Source organism: Gracilinema caldarium, assembly GCF_029265695.1.
GTDB lineage: Bacteria > Spirochaetota > Spirochaetia > Treponematales > Breznakiellaceae > Gracilinema > Gracilinema caldarium_A.
In genome coordinates, this window is the sequence record NZ_JAJUHW010000017.1 from 35,130 (window position 1) to 54,679 (window position 19,550).

The following is a 19,550-nucleotide window of genomic DNA, read 5'->3' on the forward strand; positions in this document are numbered from 1 at the left end:
GTGAAAAGGATGAATAATCGCCGTATCAATTTATTTTTTGCGGTCATGCTATTCCTTTTTTTGCTAGCTAATGGCCTCAGCGTATCCGCCCAGAGCCAGAATGTGCTTTCATCCATGGAAAGCCTTATGAAGGCTTCCCAGGACGCCTTTGATACCAACCACCCGGTAGAAGCTTTAAGACATTTAGTGGCAGTGCTAGCCCTCAACGAAGAAGGCCAAGCAGAATCCTCCGCGGCATCGAAAAGCCGCAGGGCCGAATTGGTGAGACAGGCGGATCAAAAACTCACAGAAATCGGAGCCCGGCTTACCTTGGAAGCTGGAGACGGATGGATGAATAATGATGGCACCCAGCGAGCCGGAAATGTCAGGGATCTCGCTAAGGGAAACGGCCTTATGCCCTCAGTACGATTGGTTGTAAATTACGATTTTGGCAAAGCTGTGGTGGCCGATGCACCGATCCGCTTCGCCTTTGTAGACGGTCTTGGAGACATCACCTTTTCTGCAACTACGGATGCGAATGGAGTTGCTTCCGCGGTGGTTCGCAGTGTACAGCGGACTGACAAACCGGTGTTGATTAGGGCCACCCTGGTAATTTCCAACCGGGGTAAAACGAGGGTTTTCCCCGAAGTTCATAGGGATTTTGCCTATGTTCTGCCAGCTCGGACTGCTCGGATCTTTGCATCAGAAGGACCCGCTATCCCTAGTGCTGATACAGGCTTCCAAGCAAATGGTGCAGCAGCCCTTGCGGACAGTATTGGCAGGTCCCTGAAGACCGCAGGGCTCGATCTGGTTCCGGCCGATGCTGCATTGGATCCTAAAACCTTTACGGCAGCTATGCAGGGTGATCTTGATGCGATTCAAAAGGCATGTACTCTAGGGGGGACCAGTGTTTCCTATCTTGTGCTTGCCGAAGTTCGTTACGATGAGCCTCGCCAAATGTTTCTGAACGGCAAGGCATACAATATTTACACCGCTACTGCCCGGGCTCAGATTCGAATTGTGAGACGCAACGGCACTATTGCTATAAGCAGACCGGTGATCTCCGTAAAAGGTCAGGGCGGCAACACTGAGGCAGCGATACAATCAGCCCTCGCGGAAGCGCGCAAGGCGGTAGAACAGGATCTCGCAACAAGTGCAGATGAGCTTGTAAAATCGCTGGACTAAAAGCTATACTTATGGAATTTCCTGGACCTTTTCTGCTTCTGCTGTTCCAAGGAAACCTCGTACACGCACTTTGATCTTTTCGTCCTGAGGCAAAAGTAGTTCGAATCGGAGCGGATTATCTGGATGGATCCCCAAAGAGGCTGTCATGGTTTTTGAGCCCGGATTATCAAAGGGGATCGTACTCTCGATCAACTGAATTTGACCATCACCATTTTGTTCAAGTCGTATGTCGTAGCGGTCTACGGGACTGTTTGCTGTAATTTGTATAGAAATAGAACGTTGGTTCAGAAAGATGGTACTGGAATGGCTTACCGTAAATTGGGGCTTTTTGCTGTCAATGACAGACTTAGCCTGCAGTTCGGTCTCTGGCATCTTCATGGTAAAGAAGGCTAACAGAATCGCGGCTCCAAAGATATACCTTCCAACAAAGATGCGATTTTTACTTCCCGCTTTTCTTGCTTTTTGTATTTTCAAGAACACGGTTCGTTTCCATAACAAAACAAAGGGAAGCATGATAAGGGCAAATAAAAGACTGTAGACCAAAGATGATGGATAAATTAAAGCTGTATGTATAGTCTGCCCTTTCGTAACAGCACTTGTGAATAGGATGAGAATAAGACCGGGAGCCATAACCGTACTCATAAGGCTGATGGAAAATGAATGCACAAAGGAGCCGATAAAAATCCACATGAGGGCCCATAAAAAGATGGGCATCAGGGTAATATCTATGGCTATAGCGGTAAACAAACCTACTAAGACCAAAATAAGGGCCCCATGTCCGTAAAAACTTGAACGTTTGGGTATGGTAATTTTCTCAGTGACCGGAGAAACAATGCTAAAGAAGGAAACCCATAGGAGCAAAAACATAAAGTCCATGGCGGGGAAATTGCTTTCTTCTGTATAATGTACGATGAGCCAGAATTTTACAGCCAGCCGAGCGGCATAGAGACTTAAAACAAGGAGGCCAAAATAAAGAAGGAATACCCAGGAACGGCGGAGAAAAACGAGCCAATGGCTTAAGATTTTACGCCGATAAAGAATAGAGTAAAGGGAAAAAAACAGAATAATTCCAAAAAAACTCCCAATAATAAATAAAACCGTCGTTTTTTCATCGATAATAAAATAATTTTTATTAAATGCAACCAGAGAATAGTGATAATCAAAAAGAGAAGTGTCTTCGGGAAGCTGGGTATACATCAATATAAGAAATTGGGACAGTACATCAGAGTCAATACCGCTGCCTTCGGCGGGTAGCGTTATATACAGGGCAGGAAAACTGCGGTCTTGAATTGTTTGCAATGCCCTTGGAGAAGGAATCCACCCAAGGCGGAATAGCTCGCTATAGGGCTGGGGTATTTCGACGGGGATGGCTAGCCGCTTACCGTTTGAAAGCGCTTGTGCAATGAGCTGCCGGGGACTAATATGCCCTTCTGATCCCTGGTATATAGAGAGTGGCTGACCTGCCGCAGCACTATCATCAAAATATAACACCGATACCGATTCTGGATCATCAATCTGATCTAACTGATCTATGAGACCCCGCTGGCCATCTTTTTCATCCGCAAGAAAGGCTATTCTGATTCTCCAGGAAGGGATTTCTTGGGCAATATGGGAAAGCATGCCGAGGGCCACGTTTACAGCCGTCTTGGCGTACAAAGGGACCGCGACTAGGAAGGCTATGTCTGTATCATTACCTTTACCGCCCCAATCAAACTGAATTGAAGTACCAAAACCGCCATAACGAGTAAGAAGGGGCCTGAGGTTATAGGGAAGTCTTAGCTTTTCCGCGTAATTAATAATTTCTAAAACCCTTTGATCTTCTTCATTGCCTTGGGCGGCCCGCAGGACTATACGTTGTTTGTCTGCACCTTGGCCATGGGTAAACCATAGGGGCAGCATGAGGAAGATAATTCCAAGAATCTGAATATTCAATAAAGGGTTGCGTCTAAAATACACCGATACAAGATAGTAAGGGACGGACAAACCGTCAAGATTGGGATGACAGAAGCACTAGTCTCAGTTATAATAACTTTGTATGTCAAATCAAGAAAGAAAAACCGTGTTGGACTTGCCTCTTAAGATTGTGTTGTCCGAAGAGGGAACCACTGTTTTTATTAAACAAAACAAGAAACTTGCTAAATTTAAACTGGCAGACAATAAGGAAGAGTACGGCTTATTGCTCGATAAATTTGTGCCCGCCGCCATACAGCGGCTTTTGCTCATCGATTATATCTCAAAAATAGAAATTTCGCGGCCCGAATTTGTATCCCGCCGCCAGGAAGTAATGGACCTTTGCAAGCTCATTGTCTACAGCTTGCTGTACCGGCAGTTCAACAATGCATTGTTTTCAAAACTGCTGGCATCAGAGGTTATCAAGAAATGGAACCGTACCAACCCGTCATCCATAATTGATGAAAAGACAAAATTTAATGAAACCTTTTTGCAAAACTATTTAAAAGAACAGGAAAAACAGGTTTTTGAATTAAAAGAGGAAATTTTATCTCCTATTCGTACCGCGGTCACGAGAAATTCCAATCTGCTTCCGGAAGAAAAAAATATACAGCTTTTTTTAAGTGAAAAGCTCCTTAATAATCTCCGATCGATTATCTGGTTTATACTTATCAAGTTCCGCGGAGTAGAGAATTTTGATAATCTTATAAAAGATATCCGATATAGCGTCGCGGAATATATTGAAAAGTCCCGTATTGCCGAATATGTGGCCCTCATGGTGATAGAACTGGCGGTGAACGCGGAAAATACCAACTTAAGACGGGAAGCCGCGACGCTCTACCGGGGAGCAGTGGATGCCAATGCGGTCCTTTTTGACCAAAATATCCGTATGAGGGTTATTGAGGAACTAACCAGAAAAAATGACCTGGTCTACGTTTCCTGGAAAATTGGCGGAACCAGTACCAGCATAGGGACCCAGGGAAAACTCCAGATTACCTTGTACAACAAAGAAAGCGAATATCAGGAAATTAAAGATAGCATCGATTCCAAAAAATCGGCGGATCTTAAAAAGAAGAGCCTCTTTGATTTTTACAAGGAAATCCCTGAAGGTGGAGCCGATACGGAGCTGGGACTCTACTATCTATCATACCTGAGCGAAGCCTGTGAAAAGGTAGGAGTGAAATTTGAGTCCCTGGTGAGTCAGATAAAAAGCTCCGACACTACAATAATTACCTTAAGTTTTTATCTATAGAGCCTTAAAGGGGCGACGCTCAGGAATTCCCTGGGGTTGTTTCCCTGACTTTGCAAAATCTTCTGACCAGTAAAGAGAACAATAGCAATGGCCGTATTCGGCTATGTCCTGGGCTGCATATTCGCAGGGGCACAGTATATCCTTATCTGCTTCCCGGGATCCTCCGGTATCCCGGCAGGGACATAGATAGTATCCATATCGGTTCCAGTTGGTATTAAGGCCCTGTACGAGGTCTTCGTATAATGCAGAATCAGCGGTAAGCACCCAGCCCTGTTTTCGGGCTACCATCTGGGTAAAGGTTTTTGTTTCTTCCAAAGATTTTGGGTTCATAGTTTCCTCCTTGCTTGCCTATTAGTCCAGCAGTGTTTTGCGCCAGTCCTGTTCAAGAAATCCAATGAGGGTTGTTTTTCCGTCGATCACCGCAAAGGGGAAGGAAACATGCTCCTTAAATTGTGCATATAGGGCTTCTTTAATTTTGTTCTTCACATCGATAGGGATAAGGTCCACATGGATATAACGATGAGCTATCCCCTGATCGCGGAGAAACGCCAGGGCTCTTTTGCAAAAGCCGCAGGTAGAAAGGGCATAGACTTCCACATCGTGTTTTTTATTCGGCCCTTCAACGGTGGTATATTCAACATAATCGAACATTAGATCCTCCCCTTATTTGTAAAGAGTAGCATATGTATCCGCATCAAACTTCCGCCTGAGGCCCGCGGCATTCATGTACCGCACGGTCCCATAGATTGGGCGGCCAGACCAGGGCCTGTCGTGTTTCCCAAAACACCAGGCAATGCCTGCATATCCGTTTGGATCCCTGCCATCTAAAGAATACTGATCATTTAAAAAAATGGCAAATTTCATGGCCGTTTCAAAGTCACCCACCCACGAAAGAAGCCGTTTACCCCAGTACATCCGCATATAGCCATGCATATAACCGGTTTTTACCATTTGATTCTGGGCAGCGTTCCAGTAGGGATCTTCAGTTTTAGCATCCTCCAGGTTTTCTAGGGAATAAAGATGTTCCCGGGGATGCAAATTGCCTTCGCTGAGGGTTTTTACCGCCCAGTCAGGAAGTCCGAGGGGAGAATCATAATAGTCATTGTAATAACAAAAATTGATGCCCAATTCTCGCCGTACTATAAGTTCTTCAAGATAGGCGGCTGCCCCCGGGTGGTCACAGGAAGAAATCCGCGGAAGCTCCAGCTCCTGCTGGAGCGCCAATACAAGCTCGAGGGGAGAAACAAAACCAAAGTGCAGGGCCGCGCTCATACGGGAGGTCCCCTCTGCAAGCGGATTATTCCGGCCCGTTTCATAGCTGTCCAGTTTTGTTCTGATGAAATCCATGAAGCGTTCCATGGCAGCGCTGTGTCCCGCTGGTTCGGCAATCTGCTGTCCCTTAAGCCTCCTGGGCCGGGTGCCCGGGATGTTGACAAAGAGGGATCCTAGTTCTACCGCTTGCAGCGGTACCACTTCCAGCGCTAAATCAAAATTAAGTGATGTGAGTACTGGCACCGCTTCTGTGGATACATCAAGAAAATCGTCTAAAAGAGGAGTGATTTTTCGCCTGAGTGTATAGGCGGACCATTCTTCTTTAACGCTTGCGGTTTCTACTGGTATAACCACATTGGATTCAATCCAAACGGTTCTGCAGGGAAGCAGCTCTCCCAATGTTTTTCTCCAGGTGCGCTGATGCCTGAGGTAGCCCGTATCAAGCACCGCAAGGGCCGCATGCTGGGCAAGACGCGGGATTATATCCAGGGGGCTGCCCTGGAAAATATAAAGTCTTATACCCTTGTCCGCAAGAACCTGCTGGGCTTCCGCGAGGCCTGTGAGGAGATGTTTATAATGAAGGACCGATGCAGAAAGGTACCTATCCTGCAGACAGAATACGGCGATAAGGGGGAGTTTTTTGCGGTTTGCCACTTCTACAGCCCAATCCAGGGCAAGGTTGCCTTGCCCTCGAACTGAGGCCTGCATCCAATAGAGGACAAAACTTCCCCGCTGTTCATCGCGGCTATTGCATTCATGGATTCGCTGTACCTGCATATGTTCAGAGTATATGCTCTTGCGGGGATAACTCAAGGGCGATATGATAGGAACATGCGCCGAATGTTGCCCCTTTTACTCATCAATTTGATACTGCTTTCCTGTTCCCGTTCTGTTCCGCAAATTCAAAACTTCAGTTACAAGCTTATTTATACCGAGACATCCAAGGGCATCAAAGAACAGCTAAGCCTTTTTGTGCTGGCCCAGGATGAAGATGGAAACGAAGACCTGGACAGCATTTATATAATACATGATGACCAACAACTCTACTGGACCTTAAGTTCCGAAGATTGGCTCAAGGTAAACAGGGATAACCAAATGTGGATTGGAAGTCATAGTATATCTATGGTTGATGAAAGTCCGCTGCCCCGGGGACTGTACCGTATTATTCTTACTGACAAGGGCGGAGAACGGACAGAAAAAATTATTGGCCTCGATGCGCCGCTCCAAAGCAGGTATGCCTTTCCTCAGCTCCAGGTTATGGGAGATTCCTATACTATCCGTTCTGCCTATCCTAAAAACACTATCTTATGTTATGATAAGGACGGCGCTCTGGTTAAGTCGGTGCCTGTAACAGCTGCTTCAGGAAGCCTTAAGGCTCTTGGACTTCCTTCCTCAGTGTTTGCCTTTGCCCTCTGGGCAGAAGACCCTGAGGGAAATACCGGAGCCCTGACAAAAACAATACCAGCAAATTTCTAGTATGGAATAATTATTCACGAGTGGAGCTTTACAAATGCCAGAGACACCCCTAGGAACTATCCGGAGCTTTGTATTACGGGCGAGCCGCATGAGCGATGCCCAAAGACGGAGCTATGAAACTCTTGCTCCACAGTATTGTATCCCCTATCAAAAACAAACCATAGACCCCAGTACTCTGTTCGAAAAGAAACAGCCCGTTGTTGTGGAAATAGGTTTTGGCATGGGTTCCGCTACAGCTCTGATTGCAGAACAGAATCCTTCTATCAACTATATTGGGATCGAAGTTCACCGGCCTGGTGTGGGTAAACTGCTGTGGGAGATTGAAAAGCGGGGGCTTAAAAACATAAGAATTATTGAACATGATGCGGTAGAAGTTTTAAATGATATGTTCCCGCTAGAATCGGTTGATGCCTTCCATGTGTTTTTCCCCGACCCCTGGCCCAAAAAGCGGCACCATAAACGGCGGCTTATCAAGCGGCCCTTTACAGACCTTCTTGTGTCCCGAATGAAGCAGGGCGCCTACTTTTATATGGCTACCGATTGGGCCGATTATGGCACCTGGGCCATGGAAGAACTTTCCGCCACGCCGGGCCTGGAAAATCCCTATGATGGCTTTGCCCCTCGGCAAACATGGCGGCCAGAAACTAAATTCGAAAAGAAAGGGCTCGAAAAAGAACACCGGGTATACGAAATCTATATGATACGGAGCAAAACCTGATGAACCAGGACCGGATTGCTACCTTAGAGCGTCTTATCCGCCGTTACCAGGCTTCTTATTATAACGGAGAAGCGGAGATCTCCGATGCCGAATTCGATGCCCTCTGGGATGAATTAAAAAGCCTTGCTCCTGATCATCCCCTCTTTGCCCAGGTAGGAAAGGATGCCGACGATGGTTTTCCCAAGGCATCCCATCTTATACCGATGGGGAGTCAGGAAAAGGCCGCTAATCCAGAGGAATTCCGCGCTTGGGCTATGAAAACCGCTGCCTCTGCCTATGTAGTGCAATATAAGCTTGATGGTGCGAGTCTGGAGCTCCAATATGAAAAGGGAGAGCTTGCCCGGGCCGTAAGCAGGGGCGACGGGCTTGTAGGAGACGATATCACCCCTAATGCCCGTCGTATGAAAGGTGTGCTTATCAAACTGGATACCGATTTTACTGGAGGGGTACGGGGAGAAGTACTCATGCCCCGTGCTGTATGGCAGACTAAATACAATGACAAGGCAAATTGCCGCAACGCAGCTAACGGGCTTATGCGGCGAAAGGATGGGGCTGGCTGCGAGGACCTGGAATTGGTCTGTTATGACGTTTCCGATCCAAATAACGACAGCATGTTTAGAGAAGAGCTTGAAAAAATTCGCTGGCTTGAGGCCCGCGGGTTTATGGTAACTCCTGCGCGGGTCTTTACTGATCCAGAGCAGATAATACAGTACCGAGAAACCGTAGCTGCCCAGCGGGACTCGCTGCCCTATGATATCGATGGTCTTGTGGTCAAGGATATAAAAACCAATATGGATGACCTGAGACGGACCAGGCCTGAACGTCAGATAGCCTTTAAATTTGACCTGGAAGAAGCTATTACCATATTAAGGGCTGTTGAATGGAGCGAGTCCGGTTCTACCTATACTCCTATTGGGATTGTGGATCCCGTTCGACTTGCGGGAACCACGGTCCAGCGGGCTAATCTGAACAACCCCGATATGATCCGCGCCCTGGGCCTTAAAATCGGCAGCCCCGTGCGGGTTGTAAAACGGGGAGAAATCATACCCAAAATAGAAGGACTTGCCCATAACATGCTGGACCAGGTAGATCCGGCAGCGATGCAGGAAATCGAACTTCCCCAGGTTTGCAGTACCTGCGGAACAAACCTCGTGGATGGAGGAACTCGGCTTTATTGTCCAAATGCCCAGTGCCCGAAAAGGATTCACCACCGGATAGAAAAATGGATTTCTGTTCTTGATATACGGGAATTCGGCGACAAGCTGCTTCAGCGGCTGTACGAAGCGGGGCGGCTCAACCGCATTGCGGACCTTTATACGCTGACCGAAGAAGAATTATCTGCTTTGGACCGGATGGGAGAGCTTTCCGCAAAAAAGGTGATCCGCCATTTGCGAAGTCCAAAAACACTATCGTTATCTACTTTTGTCGCGGGCTTTGATTTTGATGGAGTAGGGGAACTTATTATGGAACGGGTGACCGACGCGGGGTACAACACCTTAGAAAAGCTCCGTAGGGCCACGGTAGAAGAACTGGCCAACATTTACGGCCTGGGAGAAATTACCGCCCGTACTATTGAGGAAGGCCTTGCTGAAACCAAGACTGATATGGATGCCGTATTGGCCACCGGTATCATCAGCATCGCCGAACCGCCAAAAGAAGAAGCCCTCCTACTGCGGGGTTATTCCTTCTGCTTTACCGGAGAACTGCGGAGCATGAAACGGTCAGAGGCGGAAGAACGGGTAAAAGCCCTGGGAGGACAAGCTAAAAGTTCTGTGGTGAAGGACCTTTCTTACCTTATCACCAATGACCCCGCTTCCGGCTCCAGCAAAAACCAAAAGGCCAGGGAGCTCGGGATCCCGGTTATCAGCGAAGAGCAATTTCTAGAGGTCCTTGAAAAACCAGAAAAAGCTCAGTGCTTGGGAAAGCCCCACGACAATGGGCCTCTAGGACTTCAATCGGAGAACAAAGAGGGAGACAAACCTTTGCCAAGGGACACTCGGGAACATTCATGGAAAAAGAGCCCTCCGGAACAGACTGCGGGGATGCGCCAGGGGGATTTATTTGAAAACTAAAAGTAAAGCTGAAGAAGAAAAAAGGGGCAGGGGGCGTTTCAGAGGTTTTTTAAGGACCCTGATAGCCCTGTTTATCATAGGCCTCATTGTAATAGCCATTGGGGCAGGTTGCTTCCTCCAGCAGCAGCAAAAAATAATTCGCTCCTTGGAAGCCTCTATCGAAGCTCTTAAAATGACGACCATACCCCTGCGTTTTGTGGTCCTATCCCGCAGTGATACGGAGATCTCCGCCCGCTTTAAGTTTTATAATGCCGACAGCCGGGAAATTGCATCCTTTGAAAGATCCTGGAAAGGCAGCGAACTCTATATCGATTCACTGGTGGTTCCACTTAAAACAGGAGCCTTAGTTTTCCCAGTGCGGGTTTTTACCGATGCGGTTGCGCCCCGGGGCGGTACCATGCTCTTAAATTACTATGATTTTGATGGCATGCCGGGGATTTATGATTCAGCTTCTCAGGATGGACAAAAACGGCTCATGCTCAAGGAACTTTTTACCAAGCTTAAAGCTTCAGAGGGCCTCTATGGCACCAATAATACTGGAAATCCCGGAAGCCGTCTTTTAAATTATTTTGGTAATGCAGTTCATGATATTAAACAGCTTCGGCAATTCGAAATCGGCACAGTCTATTCCCTTGTCATACATTCCGACGGTGGAATCGAAATTATGAGCGAATGAGGTAGGGCTATGGCACTCGAAATTGTTAAGAAAGTATCTTCCGCAATTTTATTTCTTACGACGAATCCAATTGGCTATATTATTGACGGCAGCCTGTTAATCCTGTTTGTTATCTTTACGCTTGCTCGCTCACTGCGCCGGGAACGGCTGCTTGCCATGGCGGCGGGGACCCAATTGAGCGGGGCTCAAAAGTTTTTTGTCTGCCTTGATGAACTTGGCAGTCTCTTCGCTGCTCTTGCGGCGAACCTGCCGGTGCTGCTCGTCGTGGCGGTGCTTTCAGTTTCTGTAGTAGCCATTGGTGAAACGGTGAAAAAAGTTGAATCATCCCTCGAAGCAGCGAGCCGCATAAAGGAATTGCAGACCGTACTCAGAAATCTTGAGCGGAGTCTCAAGGTCGCAGAAATTCGAGTCCTTTCGACTCAAAACGACCGGACCACCTTTGAAATAACGTTTTTTGACCCCGCGAATCAGCAAAGTATTGCGGAGACAAAAACAATAAGCATTGACGGACGGGATATTTATATTGATGCCATAGTCCTCAATTTTGATTATTCGGAAATTGCTTCTGGCCGCCGGGTCAATATTGCCATACCCTACCGGGTGTTTAGCGACGTGGTTCCTCAGATCAACGGCATTAGTCTCGGCGGCGTGGACAGCAAAGGGATTCCCTATATGTTTCACCGTGCCGATGATGATATCTATGGTATCGCGCCAGAGGTATACCGGGAAAGGCTTGCGGAACTGATAAAAATAAGCAGCAATGAGTCCAGCGCACGGTCTGCGGGGATTGTGCGATCCCTGTATGGCAGCGCGCTGCACCGACGCTTTTCTGCCGGCGACCGCTTTGAACTGAGAGTTGAGCAGACTGGAGGGCTAACCCTCCGGGAACGGTTCCCTTTCTAAATAATGAATCTTAACCGAAATCTCACCAAAACGGAGCTGCCCCTCCTTCCGTGGCTGCCCGAGATTGTCAATATACTACGACAACAGGGCCGGCTTATCCTCCAAGCCGAGCCCGGAAGCGGTAAATCAACCCTGGTTCCGCTTGCCCTTTTGGATCTCCCTGGTTCAATTGTTATGCTGGAGCCCCGCCGAATTGCGGCCATCGGTATTGCTTCGCGAATGGCTGAACTTTTAGAAGAACCCCTGGGAAAAACCGTGGGGTATTCGGTCCGCGGAGATCGATGTATATCTCGGGAGAGCAGGATAGAAGTCCTCACTGAAGGGCTTTTAGCACGCCGTATACAGACAAATCCCGAACTACCCGAGGTCTCTACGATTATTTTTGATGAATTTCACGAACGGTCCCTGTTCACGGACCTTTCTTTTGCCCTGGTGCTGGATCTCTGCCGTATTAGGCCGGATCTAAAAATTCTCCTTATGTCTGCTACCATGGATTGCGATGCAATCGCTGAACACTTAAATAAAATCGAAAATCGGCAGGGTGCAGACAAGGTACAGGTCCTGAACTGTCCGGGTAAAACTTATCCGGTAGAAACCGAGTACCGGCCGCCGCGGACCGGAGAATCTATCATAGATTGCTGCGGCAGAACTATCAGGTCCCTCTTAGAAGAGTCCCGCAGGGCTGTGCCACAAGGAACCCTTTCATCTACACATCAATATTCTTCTGGGGCTGAGTCATACGGAGCATCTGGCTATGCCATTCTTGCCTTTTTACCGGGCAGAAGGGAGATAGCGGCTGTTTATGCACTCCTTGCGGACCTGGGTCCCCATACGGAAGTTCTGCCCCTCCATGGAAGTCTTCCCTTAAGCGAGCAGCGCCGTGTTCTAGGGGGCGCAGAACCCGGCACAAACAGGGTAATCCTTGCCACCAATATCGCCGAAACAAGCCTTACCGTCCCGGATGTTTCGATAGTGGTTGATACAGGCCTCGTCCGGCTCCAGCGCTACCACCTGCGGACCGGTATGGACCGGCTGAGTCTGGAAGCCGCCAGTATTCAGTCCGCAGACCAGCGGCGGGGCCGGGCGGGGCGGATTGGTCCCGGGCGCTGCATCCGGCTCTGGGCGCCCCAGGAAACTCGTCCTGCCGCAACGGAACCGGAAATCCTGCGACTCGACCTGGCATCCCTGGTACTCGAATCTGCCCTGTGGGGCGCTTTGGATCGGGAAGCCCTGCCCTGGCTCGAAGCGCCGCCCCGCCCGGCCTGGGAATCCGGCAAAAACCTTCTTACGGCTATGGGCTCCCTTGACCAGGAGGGCCGCCCCACTGAAACCGGCCGTCAGCTTGCACATCTTGCCCTCCACCCGCGGCTCGGTATGCTTGCACTGGCAGGGCGTGAAAAAGGCGACCCGGTTCTGGGTGCCCTGCTTGCAGCCCTCCTTTCTGAACGGGACCCATCGGGCTTTGAAAACGAAGCGGACATCAGGCTCAGGCTCGAAGCATTTACAAGCCCCATCATCCCCAGCAGATATAGGGCCGCTGTTGATCTGGCCCTCGATATCCTTAGCCGGCTCGATGCGGCGAACCAGGTTAGCGGGGGCAGCAAAAACAAAGATCTCAGGCTTTCGCCCCAGTCCATTGAACTAGCTGGGACACTTCTAGCCCGTGCATTCCCTGACCGGATTTGCCGCCGCCAGGAAAGCGGTAATTACCGTTTTACCTCAGGCAGGGAAGCCATGGTAAAGGGGAGCCTCGCACAGGAAGAATGGCTTGTTGCTCCCGATGCGGATGCGGGGGAACGAAGCGGTTATATCTATCTTGCATCTCCGATTTCTAAATTGCAGGCGCTGCACATCCTGGAACCGCAAACCGAATCTACCACTTCCATTATATGGAATGGCCTCGTGCCGCGGACCGTGGTAAGCGAGCGGGCAGGCAGGCTTGTTTTACAGGAAACACAGAGGCGGAGCGATCGCACTGAAGTTTCATCAGCCCTGACTGAACTTCTTAAAAATAAGGGTCTAGAAATACTCCCCTGGGATGAAAATGCGGAAGCCAATACGGGGAGCCATCGATCCCAGCAGAAGTCAACGGCCCGGCAGCTTTTAAACCGTATCCGCTTTCAGGAGAAGCGCCTATCAGAGACTTCTCATGATGCACCTTCGCTGTGGTCCGACGAAGCCCTCATTGCCGAAGCTGAAAGGTGGATTGGCCCCTTTGTTTGGAACGGAAAAGACAGCGGAGAGGGGCCCATCTTAAGCGGTGAAACACTCCTCATGGCCTTAAAAAACCATTATGGCTGGGAAGAGCTTTCCGCGCTCGATAAGGAAGTCCCCGCCTTTTTTGTAAGCCCCGCAGGCACAAGCCGTCCAATCGACTATACGTCAGGAGAACCGGTGGTTTCAATCAGAATACAGGAGGTCTACGGCCTCGTCACATCCCCCCTCATTTTGGGCTTACCCCTTACCTTTGAATTACTCTCCCCCGCGGGCCGGCCAATCCAGATTACCCGTGACCTGGGCCGATTCTGGACCGGCTCCTATAAGGATGTACGAAAGGAAATGCGGGGCCGGTATCCTAAACACGACTGGCCCGAGGATCCCCTGAATGCCCAGCCTCATGCAAGGGTAGCCAAATCGTAGGGTGTTTCCTGGTAAACATAATTAATCCAGTTAGAAAAGAAAAGGTGCGCATGGGCCCGCCAGCGGACCACCGGAGCTTTTTCCGGATTGTCCTCCGGGTAATAGTTGCGGGGCACCTGTATGGGGAGCCCCTTTGCCATATCCCGGCGGTATTCCCGGTCAAGGGTCATGGCATCGTATTCCAGGTGGCCCGTAACATAAATTTCCCGACCTTCCCGGGCGGTGGCAATAAAAATACCCGCCTCTTCGCTTTCCGATTCCACCGTAAGCTCAGGATGCTTGCGGATCTCATCCTGTATGCTTTCAGTGTGTCGGGACTGGGGCGCAAGAAATTCGTCATCAAAGCCGCGGAACAGGATATTGCGCTTCTCGTGTACCGCATGGGGAAAGATGCCAAATAATTTTTGCGGCAGCTGCCGTTTTCCGATGCCGTAGCGGCGGTACAGCCCCGCCTGGGCGCCCCAGCAAATATGCAGGGTTGACCAGACATGGTCCCGGCTGTAGTCAATGACTGACACAAGCTCATCCCAATAGTCTACGGCCTCAAAAGGCAGGGTCTCCACAGGGGCACCGGTGATAATAAGCCCGTCGTATCGGTTATGCATGACATCAGAAAAGGTAACGTAGAATTTTTCAAGGTGCCCCGGCGGCGCATTGCGGGATTCGTGGCTTCCCATACGGAGCAGGGTTACATCAACCTGGATAGGCGTGTTTCCTAAAAGCCGCAAAAGCTGAATTTCCGTATCGATCGTGGTAGGCATCAGGTTCACGATGGCAATCTGAAGGGGCCGGATATCCTGGTGCTCCGCCCTCGTTTCGGTCATAACAAAGACATTTTCCTGCTTCAGTGCATCGTAGGCCGGTAAATCCGATGGAATTTTAATGGGCATCCTTAACTCCTGATTAAAATAGTCATATATAAGATGACAAAAAAAGCGGCAAAGCGCAAGGGCTGCCGCTCTATAATTAAGTTCTTTTATTGCTCCATATTGATGAAAAGATGACCGCCCCAAGTATTACCGCTCCGCCAGCTACGGTAGCCGGTCCCGGCCGTTCTCCGGTGACAAGAAAAACCCAGACCGGATTCATTACCGGTTCTACAACGGCGGTTAACATAGACTGGACCGCCGTTACTCGCCGTATGCCGTAGGCAAAAAGCAATGATGCAAGTCCTATCTGGAATACGCCGAGCCCCAGGATGGAGGAAATCGCAAGGGGGGTCAGCTGGGGTGGGTGCAGCAAAAAAAAGGGGAGACAAAAGAGGGCTGTTCCCAGGTGGGCAATAAGAATCGTGTCTTCGGGCCTGCCATCCTTTTCAAGGCGCATAAAAACCGAATAAAGGGCAAAGGTAATGCCTGAAAGGACTGCTATGCTATTACCGAGGATAGCATTAGGGCTTTCTCCTCCGCCTCCCCGCCCAAAGCTCGCAAAAAGACTATCCTTAAAAAAGATAACGAGTCCTATAGCCACGGCAGCGAGTGCAACCCAGTGTTCAAAGCGGGGTTTCTCTTTAACTAAAACCCAGCCCAACAGGGCTGCCCAAACCGGCGCTATGTATTGCAGGAGAATTACATTGGCAGAACTGGTCAGCTTGTTTGCGAGGACAAAAAGAATCATCGTAGCCCCATAAGAGAGGGCTCCAAAGATTTTGTATCGTTTTCTGCTTTTCCCCACAAATTTTGGTTTTTCTATAATTCTTACGGCAAGGATAAAGAAGAAGGCAATCAGGCTGCGGCTGCCTGAAATAACGAGGGGATTCCAGGGTATCAGTTTGATTAAAAGCCCGCTGGTGCTCCACAGGAGGGCACACACAAAAATAGCCGCCAGGCCCTTTGCCTGTTCGGGCCTGCCGGACATACCGCCGATGTTATATTTATTCATAAGTGACGCTATAATAAACACTTAGCAAAACTATTGCAAGTCCAGAAAAAGACTCACCCTGTTCATGATCCCTTAAGGTACAGTTCCCTGCTGCCGATATTAAATAGGGAGGCAACGAACGTGATACGAGGATGGTACACCGGCGCAAGCGGTATGACCGCACAGCAATACCGGCTCGATGCGGTTTCGAATAATCTGGCGAATGTAGATGTGGATGGCTATAAAAAAGATATTGCGGTACACAAGGCATTCCCGGAGCTTCTCATGCGGCGCCTGAACGATGACGGCGTTTATCAGCATCCCTTTGGTTCAGCCGACGCGGCCCCCATTATTGGTAAAATAGGAACCGGCGTGGAACTCAACGAACTCTTTACGAGTTTTGAACAGGGGGCCATGAAGGAAACGGAAAATGACTTTGATCTTGCCCTGGATGGCAAAGGCTTTTTTGCTGTGGCAACTCCCTATGGAGAGCGTTATACCCGAAACGGTTCGTTCCAGCTTGGTAAAGAGGGGTACCTTGAAACAAAAGAAGGTTATCCTGTATTGGGCGAACATGGCCCTATCAGAATAAAGGCGAATAACTTTAAGGTCGATAAGGACGGCAGGGTCTGGGTAAACGCCGACTATCCCGATGATCCAGAGGTATTTGCATCAAAAGAAACAAACACCTGGGAAAATACGGTGCTCCTGGATACCCTTAAAATAGTCGATTTTGATAACGACCGGTATATCCAAAAACAGGGTTCGAGCCTGTATAAGGATACGGATGTATCGGGACCAGCTAGAGTTATAGAACTAGGACGGAGACCCAAGGTCGAACAGGGTTTTGTAGAAGCCAGTAATGTGAATCCGGTCACTGAAATGGTGCAGATGATCGAAGTAAACCGGGCTTATGAGGCAAACCAAAAGGTAGTGCAGGCAGAAGATGCAATGCTGGGTAAATTGATTAACGAAGTAGTGCGGGTGTAGGGGGATATAAATGGTACGAAGCTTATGGACCGGCGCGTCCGGCATGATTGGCCAGCAGGCGAATATTGATACGATTTCAAATAACCTAGCGAACGTAAACACGTCAGGTTTCAAAAAAGTACGGGCCGATTTCGAAGATCTTTTGTATCAGACCATAAAAACCGCGGGAACCCCTGCTACGGAAGATACGGTTACCCCCGTTGGTGTTCAGATGGGCCATGGTGTTAAAGTTTCTGCCACCCAGCGGATGTTTACCCAGGGACCGCTGCAGAATACGGAAAATATATCAGATTTTGCCATACAGGGAGATGGCTTTTTCCGTATCCAGATGTACGACGGAACCTATGCGTATACCCGGGATGGTGCCTTTAAAATTGACAGCGACGGCAGACTGGTAACATCAAACGGCTACCATGTGCTGCCCGATGTGGTGCTGCCCGAAGGCTTTATCCCCGAGACTTTGAGCGTATCCCAGGATGGCCGCATTTCCGTAAAGGTACCCGGCAGGGATGACCCAATTCAGGTAGGTCAAATGGAACTGTATCGATTCCCGAACCCGGTGGGACTTACCGCAGTGGGCGAAAACCTATTTAAGGTTACCAATGCATCAGGTAATCCTATTGCTGGCCGGCCCGGATTCGACGGTATGGGCAAGGTCGTTCACAAATTCCTTGAAATGTCCAACGTTTCGGTGGTGCGGGAAATGGTCAATCTCATCGTAGCCCAGCGGGCCTATGAGTTTAATTCAAAGACCATTCAGACCAGCGACAACATGCTCGGCATTGCAACGGGATTAAAACGGTAGTCGGAATTAAAACAGGGTAGGTAAGTTAACAGGTTGATGAAAGGGTAGGCGCTTTTATGAAGATAGGAGAGTACGGAAGTTATTTAGTACAGCAGAATTTAATAAGCGGGTCAGCAGGACCGGTGCCAGCTGAAAATGATGCTTCCTTTGCGGCCCTGCTTGAAAAGGCAAAAAAAACAGATAGTAATACCGAAACTAATGAAAAACCATCGGCGGTAACATCAGATCGCCACACTTCAAATGTCCATATAGACAAAAAAAGTAAGCTCTACGAACAATGCGAAGCATTGGAAAGTTTTCTCGTAAAGAACCTGCTCGAGGGCATGCGGAAAACAGTCATGAAGTCGGAGCTCATTGACGAAGGCTTTGCGGGTAAAATGTATGAAGATATGCTTTATGATCACTATGCGGAAAGCATGACCAAAAATAGCGGTTTCGGTCTTGCTGACCTAGCGTACATTGAGCTTACGGGCCAGCGGGGAAAAGTTATTACAAGTCAATAATGCTGATCTATACCTATATATACTTCTCGGTAATCACCATTTGGCAATGTTTTTATTCTTAAAGCTTCATTTAAGTTAAACCCGATGCTGAGACGAAGAAAAAAGCTTCGGATAAAAAGGGGAAATGTAATAATCTCTATGCCACTAGTAAAAAGAATATCTTGAGCTGAAAAATTCTTGTTATTAACCGGATCTCTCACCATAGCCGTATCTATGAATGGAATCCATTGCTGTTCAAGATCAAAGATGCGCATCCAAGATTTTCCAAACCATTCAGAAGGAACAAATCGGATAACCCTAACAGGTAAGTCAAGATTTGTATAAAGACCATATTGAGTAATCAATGCGGAATCCAAGATGCCCCGTAAAGGACTGCCGCCAAGTAAATCAGGATCATCAAAATAGTAATCTGCTTTAAGTCGTAATGAAGCACCAAAAAAAGTGAAGATAGGATAATGTCCAATTAATTCAGCCTGGATAGATCTATTCCAAGTTAATTTGGTGAAATTATAATCGTTAGTATTTAAAACTACTGCACTTAAGCCGCGGCGAAAATTACCAATCCAATCGATTCTGCCAAAGGTAAGTTCCTGAGCGATAGTTCCAATGGGTCCAATACGCTCTTCTCCAATTTTCCCAAAGGGAAGATAATTTTGTTTAATTTGGACTGATGGTGTATAGGTAAGGGAGCCAAATTCTTCTAATCTCAGTGGTGTCGGTATAATCCAGTCTGCCCGAAGCCAATTACTAAGATACCAATAACCGGAATAGCGCTCTCCGTATATTGGTTTATATTTGTCTTCATTTTCTTCATTAATAGAGACCCCCTGATAAGCAGAAAACATCAGGGTAGTATTTTTTATAGGGAATGATAAACTTAATCCTGTTTCGTTTAGATATTCAAAACCATATTGAGAGGTGTAACTCAAATAATGGTCAAAATCAAAATTCCAATCTAAATTCAAAGCCTTAAAAGGAAGATTTGAATCTATTTCAAGAAAAAACGCTCCATGATCAAAAGCCTGATTAATTAATGGTTCCCGTTCAATAACATAGCCCACATCAACTCTAAGGGGCTGCATGGTTCCAAAAAAGTTGTAATCTCGGGCTTTAGCACTGATTTCTAAACCCTTGCTTGAATCATACTTAAAATAGGGAAGGGCTATAATGTTCCATGTGTCGGTAGTTCTAACAGCAAGATACACCGGAATACGGCCGTCTGTGTCAGGTTCCCCCAGGGTATATTCCAACTGAGCGTCTTCTAAAACC

The 19,550-nt window shown here is 48.3% G+C and carries 18 protein-coding genes; 11 read left to right on the forward strand and 7 right to left on the reverse strand.

The genetic code is table 11. The features are described from left to right. Nucleotides 1–9 precede the first annotated feature (9 nt). Nucleotides 10–1,164, forward strand: a complete 1,155-nt coding sequence (locus tag Q7P68_RS07350; RefSeq protein WP_304224451.1) for a hypothetical protein — start codon at nt 10–12, stop codon at nt 1,162–1,164. 9 nt (nt 1,165–1,173) lie between these two features. Here Q7P68_RS07350 and Q7P68_RS07355 read toward each other — a convergent pair whose 3' ends face one another. After that, a complete protein-coding gene (locus tag Q7P68_RS07355; protein WP_304224452.1) occupies nt 1,174–3,096 on the reverse strand; it encodes a hypothetical protein in 1,923 nt (640 codons plus the stop codon). Nucleotides 3,097–3,199: 103 nt separating this feature from the next. On the opposite strand from Q7P68_RS07355, the gene Q7P68_RS07360 reads away from it, so the two are divergent. Further along, on the forward strand, nt 3,200–4,366 hold the full coding sequence (locus Q7P68_RS07360) for a DUF8084 family protein (protein ID WP_304224453.1): 1,167 nt from the start codon (nt 3,200–3,202) through the stop codon (nt 4,364–4,366). Here the strand turns inward: Q7P68_RS07360 and Q7P68_RS07365 are convergent. The 3 genes from Q7P68_RS07365 to Q7P68_RS07375 are packed head-to-tail and all read right to left on the reverse strand — an operon-like array spanning nt 4,361 to nt 6,415. Further along, entirely contained in the window at nt 4,361–4,696 is a 336-nt protein-coding gene (locus tag Q7P68_RS07365) for a ferredoxin-thioredoxin reductase catalytic domain-containing protein (RefSeq protein WP_304224455.1), read from the reverse strand. The two genes, Q7P68_RS07360 and Q7P68_RS07365, sit on opposite strands and share 6 nt — an antisense overlap. Before the next feature lie 21 nt (nt 4,697–4,717). Further along, nucleotides 4,718–5,017: a glutaredoxin family protein gene (locus Q7P68_RS07370; RefSeq protein ID WP_304224457.1), complete on the reverse strand. Its 300-nt coding sequence runs from the start codon at nt 5,015–5,017 to the stop codon at nt 4,718–4,720. Nucleotides 5,018–5,029: 12 nt separating this feature from the next. Further along, nucleotides 5,030–6,415: a deoxyribodipyrimidine photo-lyase gene (locus tag Q7P68_RS07375; RefSeq protein ID WP_304224459.1), complete on the reverse strand. Its 1,386-nt coding sequence runs from the start codon at nt 6,413–6,415 to the stop codon at nt 5,030–5,032. A gap of 54 nt (nt 6,416–6,469) precedes the next feature. Between Q7P68_RS07375 and Q7P68_RS07380 the strand changes: the two genes are divergently transcribed. Genes Q7P68_RS07380 through hrpB form a run of 6 tightly spaced genes read left to right on the forward strand, consistent with a single transcriptional unit; the run spans nt 6,470 to nt 14,123 of the window. Continuing rightward, nucleotides 6,470–7,114 (forward strand): hypothetical protein, encoded by a 645-nt coding sequence (locus Q7P68_RS07380; RefSeq protein ID WP_304224461.1) that lies wholly within the window; start codon nt 6,470–6,472, stop codon nt 7,112–7,114. Nucleotides 7,115–7,148: 34 nt separating this feature from the next. Then, nucleotides 7,149–7,832 carry a tRNA (guanosine(46)-N7)-methyltransferase TrmB gene (trmB, locus tag Q7P68_RS07385; RefSeq protein WP_304224462.1) on the forward strand — a complete coding sequence of 228 codons (684 nt, stop codon included), beginning with the start codon at nt 7,149–7,151 and terminating at the stop codon, nt 7,830–7,832. After that, the gene (gene ligA / locus Q7P68_RS07390; RefSeq protein ID WP_304224463.1) at nt 7,832–9,904 is read left to right on the forward strand and encodes an NAD-dependent DNA ligase LigA; all 2,073 of its coding nucleotides are present in this window, start codon (nt 7,832–7,834) and stop codon (nt 9,902–9,904) included. The genes trmB and ligA overlap by 1 nt, the downstream gene beginning before the upstream one ends. Next, nucleotides 9,894–10,580, forward strand: coding sequence for a hypothetical protein (locus Q7P68_RS07395; protein WP_304224464.1), 687 nt, complete (start codon nt 9,894–9,896; stop codon nt 10,578–10,580). The genes ligA and Q7P68_RS07395 overlap by 11 nt, the downstream gene beginning before the upstream one ends. 9 nt (nt 10,581–10,589) lie before the next feature. Continuing rightward, nucleotides 10,590–11,483, forward strand: a complete 894-nt coding sequence (locus Q7P68_RS07400) for a hypothetical protein (protein ID WP_304224465.1) — start codon at nt 10,590–10,592, stop codon at nt 11,481–11,483. A 3-nt stretch (nt 11,484–11,486) separates the two neighbouring features. Further along, nucleotides 11,487–14,123 (forward strand): ATP-dependent helicase HrpB, encoded by a 2,637-nt coding sequence (gene hrpB, locus Q7P68_RS07405; RefSeq protein WP_304224466.1) that lies wholly within the window; start codon nt 11,487–11,489, stop codon nt 14,121–14,123. Here hrpB and metA read toward each other — a convergent pair. Together metA and Q7P68_RS07415 are read right to left on the reverse strand one after the other, a co-directional pair. Next, a complete protein-coding gene (metA, locus tag Q7P68_RS07410; protein WP_304224467.1) occupies nt 14,099–15,013 on the reverse strand; it encodes a homoserine O-acetyltransferase MetA in 915 nt (304 codons plus the stop codon). The genes hrpB and metA overlap by 25 nt on opposite strands. A gap of 76 nt (nt 15,014–15,089) precedes the next feature. Next, nucleotides 15,090–16,004, reverse strand: a complete 915-nt coding sequence (locus Q7P68_RS07415) for a DMT family transporter (RefSeq protein ID WP_304224468.1) — start codon at nt 16,002–16,004, stop codon at nt 15,090–15,092. A 120-nt stretch (nt 16,005–16,124) separates the two neighbouring features. On the opposite strand from Q7P68_RS07415, the gene flgF reads away from it, so the two are divergent. Genes flgF through Q7P68_RS07430 form a run of 3 tightly spaced genes read left to right on the forward strand, consistent with a single transcriptional unit; the run spans nt 16,125 to nt 18,281 of the window. After that, on the forward strand, nt 16,125–16,973 hold the full coding sequence (gene flgF / locus Q7P68_RS07420; RefSeq protein ID WP_304224469.1) for a flagellar basal-body rod protein FlgF: 849 nt from the start codon (nt 16,125–16,127) through the stop codon (nt 16,971–16,973). A gap of 10 nt (nt 16,974–16,983) precedes the next feature. Further along, entirely contained in the window at nt 16,984–17,778 is a 795-nt protein-coding gene (gene flgG / locus Q7P68_RS07425) for a flagellar basal-body rod protein FlgG (protein WP_304224471.1), read from the forward strand. A 56-nt stretch (nt 17,779–17,834) separates the two neighbouring features. Further along, the gene (locus Q7P68_RS07430; RefSeq protein WP_304224472.1) at nt 17,835–18,281 is read left to right on the forward strand and encodes a rod-binding protein; all 447 of its coding nucleotides are present in this window, start codon (nt 17,835–17,837) and stop codon (nt 18,279–18,281) included. On the opposite strand, the gene Q7P68_RS07435 is transcribed toward Q7P68_RS07430, so the two are convergent. Then, nucleotides 18,275–19,550: hypothetical protein (locus tag Q7P68_RS07435; RefSeq protein WP_304224474.1), on the reverse strand; the 1,276-nt coding region annotated here is incomplete at its 5' end. The genes Q7P68_RS07430 and Q7P68_RS07435 overlap by 7 nt on opposite strands.

Excerpts from the sequence above, each read along its gene's own strand:
- Q7P68_RS07380 (WP_304224461.1), top strand. The coding sequence starts at position 6,470 with ATGCGCCGAATGTTGCCCCTTTTACTCATCAATTTGATACTGCTTTCC.
- Q7P68_RS07370 (WP_304224457.1), bottom strand. The coding sequence starts at position 5,017 with ATGTTCGATTATGTTGAATATACCACCGTTGAAGGGCCGAATAAAAAA.
- hrpB (WP_304224466.1), top strand. The coding sequence starts at position 11,487 with ATGAATCTTAACCGAAATCTCACCAAAACGGAGCTGCCCCTCCTTCCG.
- Q7P68_RS07430 (WP_304224472.1), top strand. The coding sequence starts at position 17,835 with ATGAAGATAGGAGAGTACGGAAGTTATTTAGTACAGCAGAATTTAATA.
- ligA (WP_304224463.1), top strand. The coding sequence starts at position 7,832 with ATGAACCAGGACCGGATTGCTACCTTAGAGCGTCTTATCCGCCGTTAC.
- flgG (WP_304224471.1), top strand. The coding sequence starts at position 16,984 with ATGGTACGAAGCTTATGGACCGGCGCGTCCGGCATGATTGGCCAGCAG.
- Q7P68_RS07375 (WP_304224459.1), bottom strand. The coding sequence starts at position 6,415 with ATGCAGGTACAGCGAATCCATGAATGCAATAGCCGCGATGAACAGCGG.
- trmB (WP_304224462.1), top strand. The coding sequence starts at position 7,149 with ATGCCAGAGACACCCCTAGGAACTATCCGGAGCTTTGTATTACGGGCG.
- metA (WP_304224467.1), bottom strand. The coding sequence starts at position 15,013 with ATGCCCATTAAAATTCCATCGGATTTACCGGCCTACGATGCACTGAAG.
- Q7P68_RS07360 (WP_304224453.1), top strand. The coding sequence starts at position 3,200 with ATGTCAAATCAAGAAAGAAAAACCGTGTTGGACTTGCCTCTTAAGATT.
- Q7P68_RS07365 (WP_304224455.1), bottom strand. The coding sequence starts at position 4,696 with ATGAACCCAAAATCTTTGGAAGAAACAAAAACCTTTACCCAGATGGTA.
- Q7P68_RS07400 (WP_304224465.1), top strand. The coding sequence starts at position 10,590 with ATGGCACTCGAAATTGTTAAGAAAGTATCTTCCGCAATTTTATTTCTT.
- Q7P68_RS07350 (WP_304224451.1), top strand. The coding sequence starts at position 10 with ATGAATAATCGCCGTATCAATTTATTTTTTGCGGTCATGCTATTCCTT.
- Q7P68_RS07415 (WP_304224468.1), bottom strand. The coding sequence starts at position 16,004 with ATGAATAAATATAACATCGGCGGTATGTCCGGCAGGCCCGAACAGGCA.